The organism is Acinetobacter schindleri (assembly GCF_010918895.1).
Classification (GTDB): Bacteria; Pseudomonadota; Gammaproteobacteria; order Pseudomonadales; family Moraxellaceae; genus Acinetobacter; species Acinetobacter schindleri.
The window spans coordinates 2,645,996-2,669,096 of record NZ_CP044483.1; the positions used below are offsets into that span (position 1 = coordinate 2,645,996).

The 23,101-nt window shown below is 42.9% G+C and carries 26 protein-coding genes and 2 pseudogenes; 18 read left to right on the forward strand and 10 right to left on the reverse strand.

The annotated features are described in order from the left end of the window. Window positions 1-73 precede the first annotated feature (73 nt). Complete coding sequence (locus FSC11_RS12640) at window positions 74-541, forward strand: MarR family winged helix-turn-helix transcriptional regulator (RefSeq protein ID WP_004890253.1); 468 nt, start codon at window positions 74-76, stop codon at window positions 539-541. Window positions 542-649: 108 nt separating this feature from the next. Here FSC11_RS12640 and FSC11_RS12645 read toward each other — a convergent pair whose 3' ends face one another. Beyond that, complete coding sequence (locus FSC11_RS12645; protein WP_004890256.1) at window positions 650-1,549, reverse strand: LysR family transcriptional regulator; 900 nt, start codon at window positions 1,547-1,549, stop codon at window positions 650-652. A 113-nt stretch (window positions 1,550-1,662) separates the two neighbouring features. Here FSC11_RS12645 and FSC11_RS12650 point away from each other — a divergent pair, with 113 nt between their 5' ends. The 12 genes and pseudogenes from FSC11_RS12650 (at window position 1,663) to msrA (ending at window position 10,853) form a co-directional block, all read left to right on the forward strand. Then, the gene (locus FSC11_RS12650; RefSeq protein WP_004890259.1) at window positions 1,663-2,772 is read left to right on the forward strand and encodes a muconate/chloromuconate family cycloisomerase; all 1,110 of its coding nucleotides are present in this window, start codon (window positions 1,663-1,665) and stop codon (window positions 2,770-2,772) included. Window positions 2,773-2,801: 29 nt separating this feature from the next. Further along, window positions 2,802-3,092 (forward strand): muconolactone Delta-isomerase, encoded by a 291-nt coding sequence (gene catC / locus FSC11_RS12655; protein WP_163167259.1) that lies wholly within the window; start codon window positions 2,802-2,804, stop codon window positions 3,090-3,092. Between the two features lie 130 nt (window positions 3,093-3,222). Then, on the forward strand, window positions 3,223-4,143 hold the full coding sequence (gene catA / locus FSC11_RS12660) for a catechol 1,2-dioxygenase (RefSeq protein WP_163167261.1): 921 nt from the start codon (window positions 3,223-3,225) through the stop codon (window positions 4,141-4,143). A gap of 137 nt (window positions 4,144-4,280) precedes the next feature. Continuing rightward, window positions 4,281-4,949 (forward strand): 3-oxoacid CoA-transferase subunit A, encoded by a 669-nt coding sequence (locus FSC11_RS12665; protein WP_163167263.1) that lies wholly within the window; start codon window positions 4,281-4,283, stop codon window positions 4,947-4,949. Between the two features lie 19 nt (window positions 4,950-4,968). Continuing rightward, window positions 4,969-5,625, forward strand: a complete 657-nt coding sequence (locus FSC11_RS12670) for a 3-oxoacid CoA-transferase subunit B (RefSeq protein WP_163167265.1) — start codon at window positions 4,969-4,971, stop codon at window positions 5,623-5,625. A 135-nt stretch (window positions 5,626-5,760) separates the two neighbouring features. Next, a pseudogene (pcaF, locus tag FSC11_RS12675) lies at window positions 5,761-6,966 on the forward strand (3-oxoadipyl-CoA thiolase). A gap of 68 nt (window positions 6,967-7,034) precedes the next feature. Beyond that, entirely contained in the window at window positions 7,035-7,811 is a 777-nt protein-coding gene (gene pcaD, locus FSC11_RS12680) for a 3-oxoadipate enol-lactonase (RefSeq protein ID WP_163167267.1), read from the forward strand. Between the two features lies 1 nt (window position 7,812). Continuing rightward, a pseudogene (locus FSC11_RS12685) lies at window positions 7,813-7,995 on the forward strand (thymidylate synthase); the annotation flags it as partial. A 96-nt stretch (window positions 7,996-8,091) separates the two neighbouring features. Continuing rightward, entirely contained in the window at window positions 8,092-8,604 is a 513-nt protein-coding gene (gene dfrA44, locus FSC11_RS12690; protein WP_163167269.1) for a trimethoprim-resistant dihydrofolate reductase DfrA44, read from the forward strand. Between the two features lie 28 nt (window positions 8,605-8,632). Then, window positions 8,633-9,679, forward strand: a complete 1,047-nt coding sequence (locus tag FSC11_RS12695) for an Lnb N-terminal periplasmic domain-containing protein (RefSeq protein ID WP_163167271.1) — start codon at window positions 8,633-8,635, stop codon at window positions 9,677-9,679. A gap of 100 nt (window positions 9,680-9,779) precedes the next feature. Continuing rightward, a complete protein-coding gene (locus tag FSC11_RS12700) occupies window positions 9,780-10,241 on the forward strand; it encodes an META domain-containing protein (RefSeq protein WP_163167273.1) in 462 nt (153 codons plus the stop codon). A 93-nt stretch (window positions 10,242-10,334) separates the two neighbouring features. After that, window positions 10,335-10,853, forward strand: a complete 519-nt coding sequence (msrA, locus tag FSC11_RS12705; protein WP_163167275.1) for a peptide-methionine (S)-S-oxide reductase MsrA — start codon at window positions 10,335-10,337, stop codon at window positions 10,851-10,853. A gap of 59 nt (window positions 10,854-10,912) precedes the next feature. On the opposite strand, the gene FSC11_RS12710 is transcribed toward msrA, so the two are convergent. From FSC11_RS12710 to FSC11_RS12730, 5 genes are all read right to left on the reverse strand, one after another. Further along, window positions 10,913-11,317 (reverse strand): ExbD/TolR family protein, encoded by a 405-nt coding sequence (locus tag FSC11_RS12710; RefSeq protein WP_004813257.1) that lies wholly within the window; start codon window positions 11,315-11,317, stop codon window positions 10,913-10,915. Then, the gene (locus tag FSC11_RS12715; RefSeq protein ID WP_163167277.1) at window positions 11,317-11,937 is read right to left on the reverse strand and encodes a MotA/TolQ/ExbB proton channel family protein; all 621 of its coding nucleotides are present in this window, start codon (window positions 11,935-11,937) and stop codon (window positions 11,317-11,319) included. Before FSC11_RS12715 ends, FSC11_RS12710 begins: the two co-directional genes overlap by 1 nt. 25 nt (window positions 11,938-11,962) lie before the next feature. Next, window positions 11,963-12,718 (reverse strand): energy transducer TonB, encoded by a 756-nt coding sequence (locus FSC11_RS12720; RefSeq protein WP_163167279.1) that lies wholly within the window; start codon window positions 12,716-12,718, stop codon window positions 11,963-11,965. A 207-nt stretch (window positions 12,719-12,925) separates the two neighbouring features. Beyond that, window positions 12,926-13,792, reverse strand: a complete 867-nt coding sequence (gene purU, locus FSC11_RS12725; protein WP_004813265.1) for a formyltetrahydrofolate deformylase — start codon at window positions 13,790-13,792, stop codon at window positions 12,926-12,928. A 60-nt stretch (window positions 13,793-13,852) separates the two neighbouring features. Continuing rightward, complete coding sequence (locus FSC11_RS12730) at window positions 13,853-14,572, reverse strand: TetR/AcrR family transcriptional regulator (protein ID WP_008302057.1); 720 nt, start codon at window positions 14,570-14,572, stop codon at window positions 13,853-13,855. 136 nt (window positions 14,573-14,708) lie between these two features. Between FSC11_RS12730 and FSC11_RS12735 the strand changes: the two genes are divergently transcribed. From FSC11_RS12735 to FSC11_RS12755, 5 genes are all read left to right on the forward strand, one after another. Continuing rightward, window positions 14,709-16,157, forward strand: coding sequence for a coniferyl aldehyde dehydrogenase (locus tag FSC11_RS12735; protein WP_163167281.1), 1,449 nt, complete (start codon window positions 14,709-14,711; stop codon window positions 16,155-16,157). 165 nt (window positions 16,158-16,322) lie between these two features. Further along, window positions 16,323-16,559, forward strand: coding sequence for a 50S ribosomal protein L28 (rpmB, locus tag FSC11_RS12740; protein WP_004813275.1), 237 nt, complete (start codon window positions 16,323-16,325; stop codon window positions 16,557-16,559). A gap of 16 nt (window positions 16,560-16,575) precedes the next feature. Then, complete coding sequence (gene rpmG, locus FSC11_RS12745) at window positions 16,576-16,731, forward strand: 50S ribosomal protein L33 (RefSeq protein WP_001205031.1); 156 nt, start codon at window positions 16,576-16,578, stop codon at window positions 16,729-16,731. A gap of 153 nt (window positions 16,732-16,884) precedes the next feature. Beyond that, complete coding sequence (locus FSC11_RS12750; RefSeq protein WP_004890287.1) at window positions 16,885-18,600, forward strand: cation:proton antiporter; 1,716 nt, start codon at window positions 16,885-16,887, stop codon at window positions 18,598-18,600. Window positions 18,601-18,755: 155 nt separating this feature from the next. Next, a complete protein-coding gene (locus FSC11_RS12755; protein WP_004890290.1) occupies window positions 18,756-19,358 on the forward strand; it encodes a DUF1294 domain-containing protein in 603 nt (200 codons plus the stop codon). Window positions 19,359-19,414: 56 nt separating this feature from the next. Here FSC11_RS12755 and FSC11_RS12760 read toward each other — a convergent pair whose 3' ends face one another. The 4 genes from FSC11_RS12760 to FSC11_RS12775 all read right to left on the reverse strand — a co-directional run bounded on the left by FSC11_RS12760 (window position 19,415) and on the right by FSC11_RS12775 (window position 23,035). Further along, on the reverse strand, window positions 19,415-19,693 hold the full coding sequence (locus FSC11_RS12760) for a hypothetical protein (RefSeq protein ID WP_103800898.1): 279 nt from the start codon (window positions 19,691-19,693) through the stop codon (window positions 19,415-19,417). A 103-nt stretch (window positions 19,694-19,796) separates the two neighbouring features. Then, window positions 19,797-20,300, reverse strand: coding sequence for a DUF6586 family protein (locus FSC11_RS12765; protein WP_004813280.1), 504 nt, complete (start codon window positions 20,298-20,300; stop codon window positions 19,797-19,799). A gap of 411 nt (window positions 20,301-20,711) precedes the next feature. After that, window positions 20,712-20,963: an RNA recognition motif domain-containing protein gene (locus tag FSC11_RS12770; protein ID WP_163167283.1), complete on the reverse strand. Its 252-nt coding sequence runs from the start codon at window positions 20,961-20,963 to the stop codon at window positions 20,712-20,714. A gap of 83 nt (window positions 20,964-21,046) precedes the next feature. After that, on the reverse strand, window positions 21,047-23,035 hold the full coding sequence (locus FSC11_RS12775) for an ATP-dependent helicase (RefSeq protein ID WP_163167285.1): 1,989 nt from the start codon (window positions 23,033-23,035) through the stop codon (window positions 21,047-21,049). Window positions 23,036-23,101: the final 66 nt, after the last annotated feature.

Genomic DNA, 23,101 nt, shown 5'->3' on the forward strand with positions numbered 1-23,101 from the left:
AAGTTATTTATTTTTCCGTAATATAATGAATGCTTGTATAATACGATTTATTTCAATTTACTAGCGTACGATTATGTTGAAAGATTTTGAGAGTTTCTTACCTAACCAGGACCCTAAAAGCCTCGAGAAGTTTCCTTTCTTCTGGATCTCACAGGTGAATGGAAAATATGCTCAACTAATTGATAAATCTTTAAAAAAAATTGGATTAGACAATACAAAGCGTAAAATCATTCTCAGCTTAAATGCGCTCAATGAAGCGAATATTACTGAGATTTCAAATTTATCTACCATTAAGCTTACGACTGCTACAAAAGCAATTTACCGTTTGGTTGATGAAGATATTGTGACCATTTTTTCCTCACCTTTCGATGAACGGATCTCAATGGTGAAGTTAACTGATAAAGGTTATGACCTCGTTGAACAGATTAATCAGATTAACAAAATTACTTTAGCCGGGATTTTAAACTCTTTTGAAGAAGAGGAGCTTTTGCAGCTTAATACCCAATTAAAGAAAATTTTTGATTTAATGCCTACACGCTAAATTGGTATTTAACTTGCTATCTTTGCTGCCTTAATTCTCTTTCCTAAGGCAGCGATTGAAAACTCTTTTGCTCTATTACTTAAATTATCTTATGAACATCCCTCATACTCATATGGATGTATTTGTTGGGGAAAGCTCATGCATATAATCTAAAATCTGAGAGATATAGATATTATTATCAATGCTGCGATAAGCAATTGAAATAGGACTATATGCCTCATTATCTAGGATAGGAATATATTGCAAATTACGCATACCAATAGCACTCGCACTTGCCGGAATAATGCAAATCCCTTCACCAGATGATACCAATCCTAATGCCATGTGAATTTCTCGTACTTCTCTAAGGTTCTGTGGAATTAAATCTAACTCTGAAAATAAACTCTGAATAAATGTCGAGAAACTTGGTTTTGGAGCATTTGGATAAATGTAGATGATTTCGTTAAGAAATTGTGATAGATAAACCCCCTGCTGCTGATATTGAGTTAGAGGATGATCCTTATGTACGGCTAAGAGCAATTTTTCTCGCTCTAGGATTGTTCTACGTATAGATGGGTCACTAATACCGAGACGACCGAATCCCATATCAATCTTACCCATTTTCAAGGCTTCAACTTGATCTCGCGTACCACATTCGATAAGTTCAATTTTAATATCTCTTATATTCTTACGAAGATGATCTATGATTTCAGGCAACTTCCAATAGAACAGTGAACCCACGTAGCCGATTCTGATCGCAGTGTTCTTAACATTGTAGCGGCTTACCATCGTTTTAGCATGTGCCGTAAGTGTTAAAATTTGCACAGCATATTGATAAAAATACTCACCGACTTCGCTAGTTTTTATCGGCCGTGTACCTCTTTCAAATAAGGTAACCCCTAATTCATCTTCTAAATTTTTAATCTGTCTCGTTAAAGGTGGCTGGGCGATACATAATCGTGCCGCAGCTTTGGTAACACTTTTTTCCTCAACCACTGCGACAAAGTACTTTAAACTTCTCAATTCCATTGAAATTTCCCACTATTATACCTTTTAAGTATTTTTAAATACTAAAACATTTCTATTTAAAAAGAAAAATATCAACTAAGGTATTTACAGCAATATATGGATTATAACGCTATATGTACAAGAATATAGAAACTATACTCGCTGAGATACCGACAATTCGCCCTCATAAAATGGCCGTTGCAACAATGCAAACCCAAACATTAGTCTTAATCAAAATTGAGACTGAAGATGGATTTGTAGGTTGGGGTGAGGCAACCACGATTGGTGGCTTAGGTTATGGTGAAGAAAGTCCTGAAAGTATCAAGGTAAACATTGATACTTACTTCTCTCCTCTACTTAAAACTTTATCACATTTGAATATCGCACAAACATTGCAGATTATTCAAAAAAATATCAATGGGAATCGTTTTGCTAAATGCGCAATACAAACAGCTTTACTGGATATTCAAGCACAACGTTTAGGTTTGCCATTATCAGAAGTTCTAGGTGGCCGACTACGTGACAGCGTTCCAGTTCTATGGGTATTGGCTTCAGGTGACACAGATAAAGATATTGCTGAAGCACAAAAAATGTTGGCAGCAAAACGTCATAATTTCTTCAAACTAAAAATTGGTTCACGCCCAGTTGAGGCTGATGTCGAACATGTATTGACCATTAAGAAAGCACTCGGCCCTGACGTGTCAATCCGTGTAGATGTAAACAGAGCTTGGTCTGAACTAGAAGCGATTAAAGGAATTCAACTCCTCCAAGACGGTGGTGTCGATCTAATCGAACAACCGTGTGCAATTGATAACATCGACGCTATGCAGCGATTAACCCATCGATTTGATATTGCCATTATGGCTGATGAATCTTTGATGGGCCCTGCTTCTGCTTATCGTTTAGCAAAAACGAATGCTGCATCTGTCTTTGCTGTCAAAGTTGCGCAATCAGGTGGCCTATTTGAGGGACGTGATGTTGCAACTATTGCAAATCTAGCTGGAATTGACTTGTATGGCGGGACCATGCTTGAAGGATCCATTGGAACGATGGCCTCGGCACATCTTTTTTCTACTTTTAAGAATCTAGCATATGGAACCGAATTATTCGGCCCCCTACTTTTGACTCAAGAAATTTTAAAAACACCCCTTCAATACGAAAACTTTGAACTGCATTTACCCCAAGGTAATGGCCTAGGTATTGAAATTAATGAAGATAAACTAGATCAACTTCGACGTAAATAATTTGAACATTGATATTAAGGAGTGAAACTATGTTGTTTCATGTACGAATGGATGTGAATATTCCTCGTGACTTGCCAGAAGCGCAAGTTAACGAAATTAAAGCTGTTGAAAAAGCGTATTCACAAGAATTGCAACGTCCAGGTAAATGGCGTCATATCTGGCGAATTACGGGACAGTACTCGAATATCAGTATTTTTGATGTGGAAAATAATGAGGAATTACACAACCTTTTACAAGGCTTACCGCTTTATCCATTTATGAAAATTGAAGTGATGGCCTTAAACCGTCATCCATCTTCAATTCGAGATAATGATAGTTAATTGATTTGTTTCAATATCTTAAGATCAATCTAATAAATACGATAAATAGTTAGTAATAAGGATCAGGACAAGATTTTTTCAAAAGTAAAAATTGTCCTAATTAATAAAAAATACTTAAGGAGTAAGTAGCATGAACCATCAAGAAATCGATGCTTTAGTAAAAAAAATGAACGTAGATACTGCAACTGGGCCTATAGATGCACGTGTACAGCAAGTTGTTGTTCGTTTGGTTTCAGATCTATTTAAAGCCATTGAGGATTTAGACTTAACTCAATCAGAAGTTTGGAAAGGTCTTGAATATTTCACTGATGCAGGTCAAGCAAATGAACTTGGTCTTCTTGCAGCGGGTCTAGGCTTAGAACATTTCTTAGATCTTCGTGCTGATGAAGCTGATGCAAAAGCAGGAGTGACAGGCGGTACTCCGCGTACCATCGAAGGTCCTCTGTATGTAGCAGGTGCACCAGAGTCTGTAGGTTTCGCACGCATGGACGATGGATCGGAATCTGACAAAGTTGATACTTTATTTATTGAAGGTACCGTGACTGATACTGAAGGCAATATTATTGAAGGTGCTAAAGTTGAAGTTTGGCATGCAAATAGCTTAGGCAATTATTCATTCTTTGATAAGTCTCAATCAGACTTCAACCTTCGCCGTACGATCCATGCAGATCAAGACGGTAAATATGTTGCTCAGACCACAATGCCTGTCGGCTATGGCTGCCCGCCAGAAGGTACCACTCAATTTGTTTTAAATAAATTGGGCCGTCATGGCAACCGCCCTTCTCATGTGCATTACTTCGTATCAGCACCTGGTTATCGTAAGTTGACGACTCAATTTAACATCGAAGGTGATCAATACCTTTGGGATGACTTTGCTTTTGCTACCCGTGATGGCCTAGTGGCAACAGCTGTAGACATTACTGATGAAGCGGAAATTGCACGTCGTGGTGTAAATAAGCCATTCAAACATATTCAATTTAATGTTCAACTTGTAAAAGAAACTGCATCTGCGCCAACTACAGAAATCGAGCGTCGTCGCGTCAGCGCTTAATCACTCTTAAGAATGGATAGTCCACACTATCCATTCTTTTCCTCTCTAATTGAATTGAATCATTACTAATCACTATAAGTAAAAATACTGATTAATAATGATTTAAATATAAATTAATATTAATTTGAGCAATTTTTATGATTAATAAATCAACATCATTACAAACAGCTCTTTCCCAAATCAAAGACGGTTCAACCATCATGATCGGTGGTTTCGGTACAGCGGGTCAGCCTGCTGAGCTGATTGATGGTTTGATCAAACTTGGTGTGAAAGATCTGGTGATCGTCAATAACAATGCCGGTAATGGCGACTACGGTCTGGCTAAATTACTCAAAGCTGGTGCAGTGCGTAAAATCATCTGCTCATTCCCGCGTCAGTCTGACTCGTGGGTATTTGACGAGCTTTATCGTGCAGGAAAAATTGAACTGGAACTGGTACCGCAAGGTAATCTGGCTTGCCGTATTCAGGCAGCAGGTATGGGCTTGGGTCCAATCTACACCCCTACCGGTTTTGGTACTTTGCTGGCGGAAGGCAAACCGACCATGAACTACAAAGGTAAAGACTACGTTTTAGAAAATCCAATTAAAGCTGACTTTGCTTTAATTAAAGCTTCTAAAGGCGATCGTTGGGGCAATCTGGTCTACCGTAAATCTGCGCGTAACTTCGGCCCAATCATGGCAATGGCAGCAGATGTGACCATTGCTCAAGTTTCTGAAGTGGTTGAACTGGGTGCACTGGATCCAGAGCACATCATCACCCCGGGAATTTTTGTTCAACACATTGTTCAAGTTAAGCCTGCACAATAATTGGCATCGGAGATAAATAATGAGCTATAGCAAACTGACCCGTGACCAGATCGCTGAACGTGTGGCACAAGATATTCCTGATGGCGCTTATGTGAACTTGGGTATTGGTTTACCAACAAAGATTTCAAGCTATCTGCCAAGCGATAAAGACGTCTTCCTGCATTCTGAAAATGGCCTGTTGGCTTTCGGTCCTCCTCCTGCTGAAGAAGACCGCGATCCTGAACTGATTAATGCTGGTAAAGAATTCGTGACCTTACTTGAAGGCGGTTCTTTCTTCCATCATGGTGACTCTTTCGCAATGATGCGTGGCGGTCACTTAGACATCGCCGTACTGGGTGCTTTCCAGGTCGCTGAAAATGGTGACTTGGCGAATTGGCATACTGGTGCTCCAGATGCAATTCCTGCAGTCGGCGGTGCGATGGATCTGGCTGTGGGTGCAAAAAAAGTCTTTATTACCACAGATCACGTGACCAAAAAAGGCGAGCCAAAAATTGTGGCTGAACTGTCTTATCCTGCGACTGGATTGAAATGTGTCGATCGCATTTATACCGACCTTTGTGTGATTGATGTGACCAACGAAGGTATGAAAGTGATTGAGAAAGTCGAAGGTCTGTCATTTGAAGAATTGCAGTCATTGACCGGTGCCAAACTAATTGATGCGACTCAATCAAATTAAGGGGAAGTCCTCCTTTATTAAAGGAGGGATTTAGGGAGGATTTTTTGAAGAATAAAATTACTTCATTAAATCCCTCCCAACCTCCCTTTAAAAAGGGAGGAGTTTTCTTCTTTTAAATATGTGAGCAAATACACAATGAAAAACGCATATATTATCGATGCCATCCGTACTCCATTCGGTCGTTATGCCGGTGGCCTCGCGCCTGTCCGTGCAGATGACTTAGGTGCGCTGCCAATTAAAGCGTTGATGGAGCGCAATCCAAGTGTGAACTGGGAACAGGTCGATGACGTGATCTATGGCTGAGCCAATCAGGCCGGTGAAGACAACCGTAACGTCGGTCGTATGTCTTCTCTGCTTGCAGGCTTACCTTATCAGGTGCCAGCGACGACCGTAAACCGCCTGTGTGGTTCATCAATGGATGCAGTCGCGATGGCAGCACGGGCGATTAAAGCCGGTGAAGCCAATCTGATTATTGCTGGTGGTGTAGAAAGCATGTCGCGTGCCCCATTCGTGATGGGCAAGTCAGAAACAGCCTATGGCCGTAGCCAGAAGATTGAAGACACCACCATGGGCTGGCGTTTTATCAATCCGAAACTGAAAGAAATGTACGGCGTAGAAACCATGCCGCAAACCGCTGAAAATCTGGCGAAACAGTTCAATATTAACCGTGAAGACCAAGACAAGTTTGCCCTGACCAGCCAGCAACGTACCGCAGCAGCGCAGGCCAAAGGTTTCTATAAGAATGAAATCATTCCTGTGGTGATTCCGCAGCGTAAAGGCGATCCGATCGTTGTCGATACTGATGAACATCCACGTGCTTCAACCACAGCAGAAGCATTGGCAAAACTGAAACCTGTGGTGAAAGCAGATGGTACGGTAACGGCGGGTAATGCTTCAGGTATTAACGATGGTGCGGCTGCTCTTTTAATCGCATCTGATGAAGCGATTGCTCAACACGGCTTAAAACCACGTGCCAAAATTATTAGCTCAACGGTTGTGGGTGTTGAGCCACGCATCATGGGCTTTGGTCCTGCGCCTGCTATCAAGAAATTACTAGCGCAAACCGGTCTGACTTTAGAGCAGATGGATGTGATCGAGCTGAATGAAGCTTTTGCTGCTCAGGCGTTGGCATGTACACGTGACTTGAGTATCGAAGACGGCTCAGAGAAAGTCAATCCAAATGGCGGTGCGATTGCTTTGGGTCATCCACTCGGTGCTTCAGGTGCGCGTCTGGTGACAACGGCACTGAACCAGCTTGAACAAACCGGTGGTCAATACGCTCTATGTTCAATGTGTATTGGTGTGGGTCAAGGCATCGCTTTGATTATTGAACGTGTTTAATTATTAAATGCTCGCTCGATCCTCCTTTCGTAAAGGAGGGATCGAAGCAGGATTAAGGATTTAAAAAGATGCCAACATTTACATCAAATGATGCACAAATTAATTACCAGACTTTTGGTGATGCCGCAAAACCTGCACTGGTTTTCTCAAATTCGCTGGGTACCAACTTCAAAATGTGGCAACCACAGATTGATTTCTTTGCACAAGATCATTTTGTGATTTGCTATGACACCCGTGGTCACGGTGGGTCGGAAGCGCCACAAGGCCCTTACACGATTGATCAATTGGGTCAGGACGTCGTAAATTTGCTTGATCATCTGAATATTGAAAAAGCTGCCTTCTGTGGCATTTCAATGGGTGGTTTAACCGGTCAATGGTTGGCAATTAACCGTCCAGAACGCTTTAATCAGGTGATAGTATGCAATACGGCAGCAAAAATTGGTCAGGAAAAAGCATGGTTAGAGCGTGCGACACTGGTTCGTGAACAAGGTTTAACGCCGATCGCATCGACTGCAGCTGGGCGTTGGTTTACTGAAGCTTTTGTCCAAAGCAACCCAGACATTATTACTAAACTTTCAAACGACTTAGGCACTGGCAGCCCTGAAGGTTATGCAAGTTGCTGTGAAGCTTTAGCGAAGGCAGATCTTCGAGAACAACTAAAGCAAGTTAAAATTCCGGTATTTATCATTGCTGGTCAACAAGATCCCGTTACGACCATCGAAGATGGCTTGTTTATTCAAAAGCAAATTTTTAACAGCCAATTATTTAATATAAATGCATCTCATATTTCTAACCTTGAACAGCCTGAAGATTTTAATAATACTATAATTAATTTTTTAAATTAGTGATAAGCACCTGTATGCCAACCACTTTGCACAGGCCAAACTTCAGCTGAGTCGTGAGCCTTTAGGTCTATGTCAGTTAAAATTGAATCCTGAAATTAAAGATCTATTCGATTTCAAATTTGAAGATATTGAAATTGTCGGCTATGAATCCCATCCGGGAATTAAAGCGCCTGTCGCGGTTTAATTTTTCCCAAACCCAAGAAAATCGAAATCCCACTTTGCTTAAAGTGGGATTTTGCATTTTAATAGGAACAATTTTTACTTGTTTTTGAGTGTGGGTATGGCATTTCAGGATTTAGAAGTCGTTCATGTCGTTGCAATGGATCAGCAGCGCTGTATTGGTAAGGACAATGACCTGCCTTGGCATATCTCAGCAGATCTAAAACATTTTAAGGAAATCACCCAGGGCGGTGTAATTGTAATGGGACGCAAGACCCTTGAATCCATGGGACGTGCCTTGCCTAAACGTGTCAACTGGGTCATTACCCGTGATACAGACTGGTCTTTTGAAGGCACTAAAGTCGCACACATGATTGAAGATGCCTTGAATCAAGCTGTTGCAGATGTAAAAGCGTCAGCAAAACCGGAGTCTATTTATATTATTGGGGGTGGTGAAATCTTCAAACAGACAATGAGTATTGCTGACCGTCTGGAACTGACCCATGTCGAACTGGATGTACAAGGTCATGCCTTCTACCCGGAAATTCCTGCTGAATTCAAAAAAGTTTTTTCCGAACAACATATCGACGACAAAACCGGGATTGCTTTTGAGTTTGCAACTTATAGAAAATGAAGAATAATTTTTAATTAAAGATTCAATTATGCATATACAGGGAAATCCTGCACCTCACTGGCTATTCTGGTTACTGAATGCAGTATTTACCCTGTTTGTCATCGCATCAAGTCTATGGCTGTGCCTTGCGATTTGGGTACAGCAACCCTTAGGCATGATTGGCAGCTCTGTGCTGATTGGTCTTTGGATTGTTTTAGCCTGTGCAGTTCTCGGCATTTATTTTAGCCGTCATCTGATTTCACGTGGTGTAGATACCCTTCTTTATATTCTGGCTTTTCTGTTTAGCCTGTTCTGGTATTTCAGTCTGGACGCTCGTCAGGACCGGGAGTGGAATCCTGAAGTTGCCCGTATTCTCAGTTATGAACAACAAGGCGATCAAGTCACCTTACATAATGTGCGTAATTTTGTCTGGCTGCCAAATGGGAAATATATTGAGCGCTGGGAAAGTCGCAGCATCAATTTAAATCAGATCACCGGGGTCAATGTCATCACCTCTTACTGGATGGGACCGCATATTGCCCATACCTTGGTGAGTTTTGACTTTGCTGACCAGAAGCCACTGACCTTTTCGATAGAAATCCGTAAGGAAAAAAATGAAGATTTCTCTGCTATCGGCGGCTTCTTCCGCAAGTTTGAGCTGAGTCTGGTGGCAGCTGATGAACGGGATATTATCTACACCCGTAGCAACACCCGCGGTGAGCAGGTATATTTTTTTCCGGTTAATATGCCACAGGCACAAGCCAAGGCGCTTTTCAAAGAATATCTCCACAAGGTGGATGATCTGGCTCAACAGCCGAAGTGGTATAACACTCTAACCAGTAATTGCACTACCCTGGTGTTTGATATGGTTCAGGCTGTTTCCCAGAAACCATTACCAACAGATTATCGCCTGCTGGCGTCGGGTTATTTGCCGAATTATATGTATGACCTGCAAGCGCTAAATCAGGATTGGGACTTAAGCACCTGGTATGCTCGAGCGCATGTAAACCCACGTGTCAAAGAATTTGCTCAGGTCAGTAGTGAACAATATTCTGCCCTACTGCGGCAAGGATTACCTGCGCCAAAAGCAGAATAGAACCTATCATCCCGGGAGCCCGAAGATACAAATTGTATTGGTATCATTCTATTTTTTCTGTTTATATACAGTGATGTATCAAAGAAAAAGAGTAAGCCCAATGTTAAAAAAAGTGACCGCAATTGCTATGTTCGTTTCAGCGCTGGCCATAACAGGCTGTCAAACCACACCAGACCAGACCTCCTCCCAAGCGGTTGAAAATCTGCAGCAACTTCAGAACCGCACCTGGATTGTCACTCACATTGGCAGTACAGAAATCACCACTGCACCTACCACACGTAATATTCCAAGCCTGCAATTTGATGCTGCCACTCAGCGTGTTAGCGGTGCCGATGGCTGTAACCGCATTATGGGCAGCTATACTGCCGGCAAAGACACTTTGAATCTTAGCCAGATGGCGGGTACAAAAATGGCTTGTCTGAACAATGACAATCTGGATCAGGAATTTAATGAAGCCCTGGCTAAAGTAACCCATTATCAGGTTTTTGGTAAAACCCTGAAGCTGCTCGATAGCTATGGTAACCCAGTCATCCAGCTGGCAAGCCCGGTACAACCGCGCTAAAGCTTAAATAAAAAGCCTGTTTTTACAGGCTTTTTTCTATTTGATATTTACAGCGTAGAATAGAAACAGAAACTCGAAATTAAGGACAAGATTATGCAACAGGCGCTATTTGGTGGTGGATGCTTTTGGTGTACCGAAGCGGTATCCCTGCAAATTCGTGGTATCAACAAAGTTGTTAGTGGCTATGCCGGTGGACATACCACTCATCCAACCTATGAAGAGATCTGTAATGGTGATACCAACCATGCAGAAGTGATTCTGATTGATTTCGATGAAAGTCAGATCAGCTTTAAGCAATTGCTGGATGTATTCTTTGCCACGCATGATCCAACAACGCTCAATCGCCAAGGCAATGATGTCGGTACACAGTATCGTTCTGTTATTTACTATCTGAACGAAGAACAGCAACAGCAGTCACAAGAAACTATTGATGCACTGAAGGCTGAAGGTTTAAATATAGTCACTGAACTCAGTCCTGCTCCGACCTTCTATCCAGCTAAAGATTATCATCAGAACTTTTTTGCCAAAAACCCAAGTCAGGGTTATTGCAACTTTGCCATTCCCCCAAAGCTCAACAAGCTACGTGCCAAATTTGTAGAACTGTTGAAGTAAAGCAATATTGTCATAAAAAAAGCGACCATCTCAGGTCGCTCTTTTTGATCTTGGAAAAATCAGTTATCGGTTGCAAAAGCAATATCGGTGAGTCCGGCTCCACTCGCGCGTGACATCACTTGAGCAACGGTGTCGTAACGTGATTCTTTATCCGCCTTCAATACAATCGTTGGCTGACGCTCTGCCTGCCCAGCTTCATTGAAACGGGTTTCCAGCTGTTCCAGGCTAAGCACATCACCATTCCATGCCACATCACCCTGAGAGTTAATGCTGATGGTAATGTTCTCTGGCGGAAGATCAATAATTTCCGCAGTCGTTTGTGGCAAGGTTAATGGAATTGATGGGTTCGCAACGGTCGCTGTCACCAGGAAGATGATCATCAATACCAACATAATGTCGATCAGGGGAATGAGATTCATCTCATTCATGCCTACATCGTTGTCTTCACCCAATTGAAAAGCCATTAAACTTGACCTCCCACTAAACTGTCTTGTGCAACTTTGGTTTCAGCTTTCTTGGCAGATTCCTGTTGCAGCATCGTATCAATCAATAAGCTATGAGCATGGTCCTGCAGTTCATGCGATAAACCACGGTTAAAACGTACCGCGATGTTATAAGCCAATACAGCTGGAATCGCCACTGCCAGACCCAGACCCGTCATGATCAGTGCTTCACCTACTGGTGTTGCCACCTGAGCCAGACCTGCCTGACCACTCTTACCCACTGCTACCAGTGCATGGAAAATACCCCATACTGTACCGAATAAACCAATGAAAGGTGAAATCGATGCGATGGTACCCAGAACTGAAACACCTTTCTCTGCATTGGCTTTTTCAGCTGCAATCTGGCGTAGCAATGCTTGTTCAGCTACGGCTTTGCGTTGTTCAAAGCCCAAAGGCGCCATTTTTGATTTCAGTTTATCTAGGGCATCAGATAACTGTGCATAAGCCACTTGCTTGAGTTGGCGCGTACCGAGTAAACGCAGTACAAAGATCGTCCATGTCGCAATCGACATTGCCAGTAACACAAAATAAAGTGTTTTACTGACTGCATCAGCATGTTGCCAATAAACTGAAAAGTTCATATTCGAACTCCTAATGGGTTAGCCGTTATCTGGTAATCTGGAAGTCAAAGGGCTGCTCAACACGTGTTGGATAAGCAACACCATTTTCAACATATTTGGTTAATTGTGCACGACGTACAGCAGACTCGACCTTACGGTTAATCGAAGGGCTGCAGCTTGAATTACGTGCTGTCGCAGCCACTACCTTGCCTTGTTCATTCGCTGAGATATCCACCACCATGGAACAGGAACTTTTCAATTCACCTGCTGACATCGATACTTTTGGCGTACGCAACCAGGTCACACCACCACCCAAAGAAACACTCTTAGGAGAAGGAGGCGCAGGTGGTGCCGGTGGCGCAACAGGTGCTGGTGGAGGTGTCGGAGCGACTTTGGTTTCTTTCACAACCGTTGGTACAACCGGACTTGGCGTTGGTTTTGCTTCAACTGGTGGTGCCACAACCTTAGGTGTTTCAGCCTTCTTCACTTCCTGGATTTTTTCCACCTTTTTCGGAGGTGGTGGCAACGGTTTTTCAACAATCTTGACCTCTTTCGGCTTCGGCGGCTCTTTCTTCGGCTCAGGCTTTGGCTTCGGAGGTAATGGTTTTGGTGCTTCCTGCAGTTTTACAAAGCGAACCTTCATCGGCTCCTTGTCTACAGGCTTGAGGTCAGGTGCTTCCATCTGGCTGACAGCCCACAATAGGCCAACATGTCCCACCAGTACAGCTGCCATAACAGCTGCGACTTTCTTTTTCATCTGGTTGGGTGGAGTAGGCATCATAGGAGAAGCAACTTGGCTCATTAAATCTTTTACCTTGAAGAGATGATATGAAACAAATAATCAAGCTCATCGGTTAGCACAATTAAAGTACGCCAATAATAAATGAGAAGGGTTTTCATTTGCAATAACAATCCCCAACTTTCTTCATTTTTTTCGACAAATGAGAGAAACAACTCAAATAAAAAAAGGCATACTTAAAGTATGCCTTTTTGAATGATGATGCAAGACTTATTGGAATACCACTGTCTTGTTACCATCCACAATAATACGGTCTTCCAGATGCCATCTTACGGCACGCGCCAGTACATTACGCTCTACGTCCTGCCCCAGTTCACGCAGCTGCTCTACAGTAAAGTCATGGTTTACACGCTCTACGTCCTGCTCAATGATTGGACCTTGGTCCAGATCAGCCGTTACATAGTGGGCAGTCGCACCAATCAGTTTCACACCTTTTTCATAAGCCTGCTTGTACGGATTTGCACCGACAAACGCTGGCAGGAATGAATGGTGAATGTTGATCACTTTCATTTCCCATTTTTGTACAAATTCTTCATCCAGAATCTGCATATAGCGCGCCAGTACTAACAAATCATTGCCTTGCATCAGCTCATCAATTTTTGCATAAGCTTCACGTTTATTGTCTTTAGTCACTGGTACTACTTCAAATGGAATACCAAAATTTTCAACCGATTCACGCAGCGTTTCATGATTCGATACCACTTTGGTGATTTCACATGGCAGACCGCCACGTGCATGACGCCATAACAGCTCAAGTAAAGCGTGATCAACTTTAGACACCAGAATGCCGACTTTTTTCACATCACTTACCAGCGCCAGACGCCAATGCATGTTATAGCGTTCCGCAACATTGACAGCAAAAGTCTGTAACAGGCTTTCTTTACGGCTTTGCAGGTTATCGAGTTCAAACTCAACACGCATGAAGTAACGTCCGCCCTGAGCTTCTGTCGCGTATTGATCAAGCGCAGTAATATTGGCGCCCTGATGATACAAGAAGCTTGAAACAGCCTGCACGATGCCCGGCTTGTCTTCACAAGTAATCAATAAACGTGCGGTGTTAGCAGTCGTCATATTCATGTTGGTAAACGTCACTAATCAGATAAATTAAAAAATAAGCCGAGTATTCTAGCGCGTTTCTTAATTATTCTGAATAGTTTGTTCAGTTTCCCGATCTTTAGCGGATGACAGACTGGCAAAAAGCTCGGAAGAACCAAAAGAGTTCAACAGGCTTTCATAGGTATGACGGCTCTCACCACGCAGATAGGCACCTTCCAGGAATACCATTTGACGCAATGCCTGCCATACCCATTTTTCTTCCAGATGGTTCGAGTCGGTAATATGACCAGACATATACAGGAAGTTGGTCCAGTTGGTCAGCACGATCCACAGGTTGATAATTAAGGCTTCAATTTCCGAATCAGTCATTTCCATTAAGCCAGCATTGACAAAGGCTTTATAGATTTTTTGTCCCTGCTGCATGACTTCACCCGCAAAGCGCGGATACAGCTTACGGAAGTCTTCATTATTTTCCACCAGGTGATAAACATCACGATGCAGAAAACGATAGGCCCATAACTGGCTGCTAAGCACCTGAAAATAATGGATCTTGTCATTGGCATCCAGTGGACGGTCATCCGGTAATGCCAGCATTTCCAGGGTTTCCTTCTGGTACTGCTCCATCAGTTCCTTGATGATTTCATTCTTATTACGGAAATGATAGTACAGGTTACCCGGGCTCATACCGAGTTCAGCAGCAATATGATTCGTCGTAACAGAACGCTCACCACGCTCATTAAATAACTGCAAACTGAGCTGCAAAATACGTTCTTTCGTTTTCAACGTTTTGGTTTGGGACATCCTAAAATAACCATTCAGTTCATATACCCGCACGCACCAGCAGCGCATTGACGGTCGAGTACACAAAGTAACTTGACTAATTAGAGTATTTACTCTAAAAATAAATAATCGATTTTCTTAAAAGTGGTAGTGCTGCATGAACAGTCACACAAAAACGACATTAATGACACCACATTTTTTTGACAGCCAGTGCCTTAATGACATTCTGGCACAACAAAAACATGCCTACTTACGTTACCCGTTGCCGACTGCAAAGGAACGTATCGATCGTTTAGCTCGACTTAAGCGTATCTTAGTTAAGTATCAAGATCAATTTGCCGATGCAATTAATCAGGATTATGGTAACCGTTCGATTGGGGAAACCAAAATCGGGGAACTGTTGACCTGCCTGGAACACATCAAATATTACAGCAAGAATCTGACTGGCTGGATGAAACCATCCAAGCGTCACGTCAGCATTATTCACCAGCCAGCCAAAGCCTGGGTGCAGTACCAGCCGTTGGGCGTGGTCGGCATTATTGCACCCTGGAACTATCCTTTACTCCTCTCGATTGGCCCATTGGTCTGTGCACTGGCTGCAGGCAACCATGCCATGATAAAAATTTCGAGTGCCTCTGCTCATTTTGGAGCTGTACTTGAAACAGCCTTGGCGGAAGCCTTTCCGAAAGAACTGGTCGCAGTGATTACGGGTGGCGGTACAGTATCTGATGCCTTTTGTCGCTTGGCTTTCGATAAAATGATTTTCACCGGCTCAACCGCGGTGGGTAAAACCGTGATGGCAGCAGCTGCAGAAAATCTGGTGCCGGTGATTCTGGAACTGGGGGGCAAATCTCCGGTACTGGTTCATCCATCTATTGATATTGAAGATGTGGCAGAGCGTATTGCAGTAGGTAAACTCTGGAATGCTGGTCAAACCTGTGTGGCCCCTGACTACATGTTCCTGCCACGTGGTAAAACCGCTGAATTTATCGATCATTTCCGTAGCTATGTGGAAACCATGTATCCGGATATCACCCATAATCAGGACTACACTTCGATTGTGAATGACAAGCAGTACAATCGTCTGCAAGGCTATTTGGAAGATGCACGTGCACATGGCGCCCAGATTATTGAAATCAACCCGCGTAATGAAACACCGGCAGATCTGCGTAAAATAGCACCGACCGTTCTGACCAATGTGACGCCAGATATGGATATCATGAAAAATGAAATCTTTGGTCCACTGCTGCCAATCATGGAATATGATCAAATTGACGATGTAATCGACTTTATTAATAGCCGTCCGCGTCCACTTGCATTATACTATTTCGACTTTGATCAGGCGCGTGCCGATTATGTCGCACAGCGTACCCATTCAGGGCACTTCGGCCAGAACACGGTACTCACTCATGTTGCACAGGATGACCTGCCATTTGGCGGCGTTGGCGCTTCGGGGATGGGTAAATACCATGGGCCAGAAGGCTTCTTCAGTTTGTCGCATGAACGGTCTGTAATGTCCAATCCTAAGCTGTATAGCTTGAAATACATTCTCCCGCCGTTTAATAAGCCGATTCATAAACTGATTTCGAAGACTCTTCTTCGATAAATGATCAAGGCATGAGCTGTTGCACCAACTCATGCCCGGTTTTAGACAAAATCGCTTGTCTTTTAAGCGCATTTTTGGTATAAAACGCCCCTTGAATGAATTCAATCCGTTTATTTTTGACTGGCCATACAGATTTGCTGTTGGCTAAATCAATGGAGTTACACCATGTCTAAGGTTTGCCAAGTTACCGGCAAGCGTCCAGTCGTTGGTAACAACGTCTCACACGCCAACAACAAAACTAAGCGCCGGTTCGAGCCGAACCTGCACCAACACCGCTTCTGGTTAGAAAGCGAAAAACGTTTCGTACGTCTTCGTCTTACTACTAAAGGTATGCGTATTATCGATAAATTGGGCATTGAAAAGGTTGTTGCTGACCTTCGTGCTCAAGGTCAAAAGATCTAAGTAAGGAGTCAGGACAATGCGTGATAAGATTCGCTTAGTTTCTTCAGCTGGTACAGGTTATTTCTATACCACTACTAAGAACAAACGTACTATGCCGGAAAAAATGGAAATCAAAAAATTTGATCCAAAAATCCGTCAACACGTGATCTTCAAAGAAGCTAAAATTAAATAATTTTAGTTTTTTGAAAAAAAGCGACCTTTTAGGGTCGTTTTTTTTTGCATTTTTTTTATTCAGCTTGATAAACTTTCTTTTTGTTTTGGCACTTTTTGTGCTTATTTCCCATAAAAAACTGAAATTTTAAAATTCACCTTAAAGGAGTGTTTAGTGCCACATGACGTAGATCTCATCATATTACTGGCTGTAGGCTTTGGACTGGCGCTGGCATTCGGCTATATCGCTGCGCGCTTGCGTCTACCTCCCTTGATCGGATATCTGATTGCCGGGATCCTGATTAGCCCCAATACCCCTGGGGTGGTTGGTGACATCCAGCTCGCCAACCAGCTTGCCGAATTAGGCGTCATGTTCCTGATGTTTGGTGTCGGGATGCACTTTTCCTTAAATGACCTGATGCAGGTAAGGCGCATTGCCCTGCCTGGTGCGATCCTGCAAATTGCAGTGGCTACCCTGCTTGGCGTTGGTGTATCCATGCTCTGGGGCTGGAGTTTTGGTTCTGCGCTTGTTTTTGGTTTAAGTCTCTCCTGTGCCAGTACTGTCGTGCTCCTAAAAGCACTTGGAGACCGTGGTCTGCTTGAATCCATTAACGGTAAGATTGCTGTAGGCTGGCTGTTGGTTGAAGATCTGGTCATGGTATTGGCACTGGTGTTACTTCCTGCAACCGCAGTTTTACTCGGTGGTCAGGCACTGGAAGGTAGCAGTGATGGGAATATCTGGCTCACCTTGGGCATTACCCTACTCAAGGTCGCAGGCTTTATTGCCTTTATGCTGATTGTTGGTAAACGTCTAATACCAATGATCATGCAGGTTGTCGCGCGTCTAGGCTCACGTGAACTGTTTACGCTAACTGTTGTGGCCGCTGCTGTATCGATTGCCTTTGGTGCCTACAAAGTCTTTGGTGTCTCTATGGCACTAGGTGCATTCTTTGCGGGTATGGTCGTGAAAGAATCTGATTTCAGCCATCGTGCAGAAGAAGAAACCCTTCCGCTACGTGAAATTTTCTCGATTCTATTCTTCGTTTCTGTTGGTATGCTGTTTGATCCGCGGATTATGATTGAGCAACCCCTGCATGTGCTGGCGGTTGTTGCCATTATTATGATTGGTAAGACCATTGCTGCGATGGCATTGGTACTGTTCTTCCGTTATCCAATCAACACAGCGCTGACAGTGGGTGCGTCACTGGCGCAAATCGGTGAATTCTCGTTCATTCTTGCTGCACTTGGGGTATCGCTAAATCTGCTGTCACTGGAAGGGCAAAACCTGATTCTGGCGGGTGCCTTGATTTCAATTACCCTGAACTCTTTTATTTTCGCTGCCATTGAACCAGTACAGAAATGGATTCGCGAACGTTCCAACCTGGCGCGTTTACTGGAGCGCAGTGGCGATCCACTGGCCATGCTGCCTGATGAAGTATCCCAGGACTACCTGCGCGATCAGGTAGTGATTGTCGGCCATGGTGAAGTGGGACGTCGCATCACGACTTCCTTGATGGAACAAAATATTAAAGTTGTGATTGCTGAAGAAAACCGGGAGATTGTTGAAAAATTGCGTGCCAAAGGCATTGCAGCGGTATCGGGTGTGGCGACTGAACCAGGCGTCTTGATTCAGGCGCATATTCAGCATGCACGTCTATTGGTCATTTCCCCTATGGATATTTTGGATATTCATAAAATCGTGGATATTGCCAAAACTTTAAATCCTGAAATTCAGGTACTGGTCTGTGCCGAAAGTAAGGAAGAAGCTGAAGTCATCCGCCGCGATAATGTGGGTGCGGTCTACTATGCTAAAGAAGAAATGGCGAAGAACATGAGTCGTCATATCCTGCATCAGATTCAGATGGCTCATCAACATGGTTCGGCACATTAAATTTTAATTTTTTAAATTGGGCAGATCATGAGTATCTGCCTTTTTTATGACAAAAAAATTGATCGACTTTATAATAAACTCCTAATTTAAATAACTTATAGACTTTTATATTTGATTTTAAAGTCTTTTAAACAGGATTCTTGTGGGGGAATAGTATGCGTTATAAAGGTAAATTAACCACATGGAAAGATGACCAAGGCTTTGGATTCGCGACTACCCATGAAACTTCAGAACGTGTTTTTGTTCATATTAAAAATTTTAGTTATAAGACCAGACGCCCTGTAGATGGTGATGAACTGATTTATAATGTTGTACAAGGGACTAAGAAAAACTTACAAGCAACCAATATTCAGTTTTTACATGATTATGAACGTCAACGATTAAGAGACCAACGCCATCAACAACAAGAAGGTGGCAAAAGCTTATTGTCTAAAATTGCAGCTTACCCATTTATTCTTACCTTATTAGTTCTATTTTTGACAGGACAAATCTCGGTTTGGGTCTTAGTTTATTATGCAGTGATTAACCTCATCACGTTCTTCGCTTATTGGCAAGATAAACAATCAGCCCAAAACAATAAACGTCGTACACCAGAGCAAACTCTGCATAATCTGAGTTTATTTGGTGGTTGGATAGGTGCTTTAGTTGCTCAGCTCAGTTTAAGACATAAATCACAAAAACAAGAGTTCCGAAAAAAGTTTTGGTTAACCACAGTGATCCATATTATTTTTTTTGGTATATATTTAATAATGAAATAAATCCAATAAAAAAGCGCACTTTAAAGTGCGCTTTTTTATTTAGAATGGGAGAGCAGTCAACTTAAATATTTTGGTTTTTCATCCATAATTTCAGCCTGCATCTCATTTGCCTGCTTTTCGAGCAGGCCAAATAAAGCCGCCTGAATCATATGCTGAGCAACCACCGGGGTCTGATCACCGAGAAGTGCTTTTACTTCATCATTAAACTGAATAATGACCAATGGCTGTTTTTCTGAGCCTGCATTGCGTAATGCTAACTCACCACTTTCCAGTTGAACGAGTTCTAAAATCGCTTCTTGACTACCAAATAGTTCTTTCAATTGTTCTATAGACATATGTCCTCCATGTTCAACATGGTGGCAAAGCGCAGAATCACTTTGCATCGCTGTTTATTGGATATATGGTTAATAATTTCAATTTCAAGGGCCATTGGTCGGATTAAAATTCCACCATCTCATTGCGAAAACCATCAATCAATTGTGTCAGGTCTCGATGCCATTCACGCAGGATTGCTGTATCTGGTAACCACGCTTGAGGTGTTTGAGTGACTTTAATAATCAGTTTAGAAGATGTTTCATCTTCAGGCTCCGGCACACTCGGCTCGGGTGTGTACTGACACAAACGATAAGCACGCTTCAGCTCAGCGATAAAGCCGTCTTTAGAAAGTTGCTGCATTACGGTGACTTCTGGAGAGATCTGCCCTTTCGCAGCCATCTGCTCTTCAATCGATTTCAAGGTCGGACTCAGATCATTTAAACGGTAGTAACGCACCAGTTCCTGCAAAAAAGCCAGGACTGCACCATGCAAATGAAAAACTGCTGATTCACGATGTGCCTGAGCCTGCTGGACATGATCGGTTTGCTCTGCCTGCTGACAGGCAAGGCGGGCGAAATAAAGTTTCTGATTGGTACGGTCCGCATGATAGCGAGCAACACGAGTCATGGATTTTTCCTAAGTGTTAAAACAAATTTTGGCTTTTATAACTTAAGACCAGATCATTATTTTTACAATGGAATTTATTTTATTTATTGATTTTTTCAGGAAATATGAACAACCGGGCTGAATTACTAATGCAATTTATTTTAATTTTTGAGGAGTCATTAAAGCTCTTTCATAAATCAAAAAATGATCATTCTATTCATACTTAAATAGATATTTAAAGCCCCTTATCCCTCTGGAATGAGATGCACTGCTTCGCTTTATAATGATTAAAAAATGATTTATGACAGAACTCTATTTTATTGAATGGATAATAAAATTTGGATTGAGTTATTCAACCAGAAGCTCTAACTATTTGGTCATTCAGAAAAGTTATTTCCATAAAAAAGGAGCATTATCTGCTCCTTTTTCTATTTACGCCTGTGGCTTTTCTTCAGCCTGTTTCACACGAATGCCTGTACCATGTAAGCGCAAGGTATTCAGACCTTTGATCGCTTTAACTGCTTCACGGCCATGCGGCATTTCTACAAAGGCAAAGCCTTTAGACTTACCAGTTTCAGCATCCAGCACCAGCGTACAAGTATCTACTGTGCCATATTGCTTGAACAATTCCAGTAACTCAGTCTCTCTCACAGTACGTTCCAAGTTACGAACTAAAATTTTCATTTGATAACCTTAAGAAGATAGGCAAAAAACATCAAAAAGCACTCGCCTACTCTACTTTTTGCATACAACAACATCTGTCTAGTTTAATCGAGATCAATGCCAAAATCTAAATTAATCGACTGGCGTTCGATTAAGGCACTTTTCACGGTTTGCTGACGGGTCTTGTAATGGGTTTCCGTAGTACACAGCTGGCGAGTTAGGTCATTCATAAAATAACTCTCTACTTTACGGCCCTGCTCATCCACGGTTTCGCGTGCCCAGTGATTCAGATTCTGTTTTGTCAAAATCAACTCATTCTGCGCACGGGTCAATGCCACATACAGCACCCGGCGTTCTTCTTCAACATCATCAAAATCACCTTGCGCACGCGCATGAGGGTACTGTCCCGGTGTCACATTCGCCACATAACAGACCTTCTGCTCTGTACCCTTGGCAGAATGGATGGTGATTAAAGTCACCACATCAGGATCTGACTGGCGTTCAATTTCAGAAATCGATACCGGATCGAGTACATACTCTTCCAGAAACTCGCTCAGCTGGGTATGTTTGGAAGCCAGCTGCTTGACCAGTTCAAAATCACCCTGACGGCGATTCCAGTCTTTTTTATAATTCTCGGCGAGCTGGTTTTCGATGGCCTGAATGGCTAGGCTGACGCAGGCTTCAACTTCTGTTTTTAACACAGTCATCTGCTTCATGATCAGAATGGATTCCAATGGAATCTTGCCAAATTTTTCCAGCTTGTCTGCAATGATATCCATCTCAGGCTCTGCCAAGAGTTGCTGTGACAGTTTGCTGGCACCGACATCACCTACGCCATTCCACAGCGTCAGGAAACGCATCCAGGCAATATCATCCAGCGAATTGGCAACTACACGCAGTAAACTCAACAAGTCTTTAACATGTGCGGTTTCTAACAGCTTCATCCCCCCAATAAAGCGATACGGCACATTGGCAGCAATACAGGCCGCTTCAATATGGCGTGCCGCAAAACTGGAACGCACCAGCACCATATGATCAGACCATTTACTGCCTTGTAAGTAATGACGCTCTTTGATATCGATGGCGATCCATTTGGCTTCATCAAACTCGTTCGGGAAGATATGCATTTTTGGCTTAATGCCTTCACCCCGATGTGCATCCAGCCGCTTGTCATATTTAATTTCGGATTGATCCAGCAGCCAGTTGGACAGGTCTAGAATTTCCTGAGTCGAGCGGTAATTTTTTTCCAGTTTAAAAATCTGTGCATCAGGCACACGCTCTTTGAAATGGTGAATATTTTCAAAGTCCGCACCACGGAAGCCATAAATTGACTGTGCATCATCTCCAACACAGAACAGGCTGATATGATCTTTGAGGGGTTCTAGCAAAGCCCATTGCAATGGATTGGTGTCCTGCATCTCATCGACCAGCATATGACGGCAAATTGAAGCGACATAATCCACCAGTCCTTCTGATTGTACCAATGCACTCGCGACCACTGCCAGAATATCGTCATAGTCCAGGAAACTACGTGCCTTTTTACGTGTTTCGTATTCTTTCATGATGTCAGCAATCTGGTCTTTCAGCGCCAGATATTCCGGCATTTGTTTTTCCAGTGCCAGACTCAGTTTCTGCCGAGTATTTCGTGCAAAGGAATACAGGTCACACAACTCTTGTGGCTTGGGTAGGTAATTCGGGTTTTTCTTGTCATCACGTCCGCGAATCAGGCGGAACATCATCAACTGATCATCACGATCAATAATCGAAAACTGCTCCAGTCCAAATGCTTTGGGAATACGGCGAAGCAGATACATACAGAAGGTATGGAAAGTCGATGCCCGCAGACCTTTGGCCTCATCCCCCAAAGCCAATTCCACACGCGCGACAATTTCACTGGCTGCACGACGGGTAAAAGTCAAAATCTGAATCTGATTGGCGGGTACGCCCTGATCGATCAGATAAGCTGCACGTGCGACGATGGTTTTAGTTTTGCCACAGCCCGCCCCAGCCAAGACCAAACTGTGCTTTGCTTCAGTCGTCGCAGCTTGTTTTTGTTGGGGGTTCAGTTCATCTATTAGGGTGGCTAAACTCATGATCACTCATCATTCTGTGGATGCGTGTAGTTTAACAGATCACTCTTATAATTATGGCTTTTCATC

Coding starts and splice junctions, on each gene's coding strand:
- FSC11_RS12640 (WP_004890253.1), top strand. CDS start 74: ATGTTGAAAGATTTTGAGAGTTTCTTACCTAACCAGGACCCTAAAAGC.
- FSC11_RS12645 (WP_004890256.1), bottom strand. CDS start 1,549: ATGGAATTGAGAAGTTTAAAGTACTTTGTCGCAGTGGTTGAGGAAAAA.
- FSC11_RS12650 (WP_004890259.1), top strand. CDS start 1,663: ATGTACAAGAATATAGAAACTATACTCGCTGAGATACCGACAATTCGC.
- catC (WP_163167259.1), top strand. CDS start 2,802: ATGTTGTTTCATGTACGAATGGATGTGAATATTCCTCGTGACTTGCCA.
- catA (WP_163167261.1), top strand. CDS start 3,223: ATGAACCATCAAGAAATCGATGCTTTAGTAAAAAAAATGAACGTAGAT.
- FSC11_RS12665 (WP_163167263.1), top strand. CDS start 4,281: ATGATTAATAAATCAACATCATTACAAACAGCTCTTTCCCAAATCAAA.
- FSC11_RS12670 (WP_163167265.1), top strand. CDS start 4,969: ATGAGCTATAGCAAACTGACCCGTGACCAGATCGCTGAACGTGTGGCA.
- pcaD (WP_163167267.1), top strand. CDS start 7,035: ATGCCAACATTTACATCAAATGATGCACAAATTAATTACCAGACTTTT.
- dfrA44 (WP_163167269.1), top strand. CDS start 8,092: ATGGCATTTCAGGATTTAGAAGTCGTTCATGTCGTTGCAATGGATCAG.
- FSC11_RS12695 (WP_163167271.1), top strand. CDS start 8,633: ATGCATATACAGGGAAATCCTGCACCTCACTGGCTATTCTGGTTACTG.
- FSC11_RS12700 (WP_163167273.1), top strand. CDS start 9,780: ATGTTAAAAAAAGTGACCGCAATTGCTATGTTCGTTTCAGCGCTGGCC.
- msrA (WP_163167275.1), top strand. CDS start 10,335: ATGCAACAGGCGCTATTTGGTGGTGGATGCTTTTGGTGTACCGAAGCG.
- FSC11_RS12710 (WP_004813257.1), bottom strand. CDS start 11,317: ATGGCTTTTCAATTGGGTGAAGACAACGATGTAGGCATGAATGAGATG.
- FSC11_RS12715 (WP_163167277.1), bottom strand. CDS start 11,937: ATGAACTTTTCAGTTTATTGGCAACATGCTGATGCAGTCAGTAAAACA.
- FSC11_RS12720 (WP_163167279.1), bottom strand. CDS start 12,718: ATGAGCCAAGTTGCTTCTCCTATGATGCCTACTCCACCCAACCAGATG.
- purU (WP_004813265.1), bottom strand. CDS start 13,792: ATGAATATGACGACTGCTAACACCGCACGTTTATTGATTACTTGTGAA.
- FSC11_RS12730 (WP_008302057.1), bottom strand. CDS start 14,572: ATGTCCCAAACCAAAACGTTGAAAACGAAAGAACGTATTTTGCAGCTC.
- FSC11_RS12735 (WP_163167281.1), top strand. CDS start 14,709: ATGAACAGTCACACAAAAACGACATTAATGACACCACATTTTTTTGAC.
- rpmB (WP_004813275.1), top strand. CDS start 16,323: ATGTCTAAGGTTTGCCAAGTTACCGGCAAGCGTCCAGTCGTTGGTAAC.
- rpmG (WP_001205031.1), top strand. CDS start 16,576: ATGCGTGATAAGATTCGCTTAGTTTCTTCAGCTGGTACAGGTTATTTC.
- FSC11_RS12755 (WP_004890290.1), top strand. CDS start 18,756: ATGCGTTATAAAGGTAAATTAACCACATGGAAAGATGACCAAGGCTTT.
- FSC11_RS12760 (WP_103800898.1), bottom strand. CDS start 19,693: ATGTCTATAGAACAATTGAAAGAACTATTTGGTAGTCAAGAAGCGATT.
- FSC11_RS12765 (WP_004813280.1), bottom strand. CDS start 20,300: ATGACTCGTGTTGCTCGCTATCATGCGGACCGTACCAATCAGAAACTT.
- FSC11_RS12770 (WP_163167283.1), bottom strand. CDS start 20,963: ATGAAAATTTTAGTTCGTAACTTGGAACGTACTGTGAGAGAGACTGAG.
- FSC11_RS12775 (WP_163167285.1), bottom strand. CDS start 23,035: ATGAGTTTAGCCACCCTAATAGATGAACTGAACCCCCAACAAAAACAA.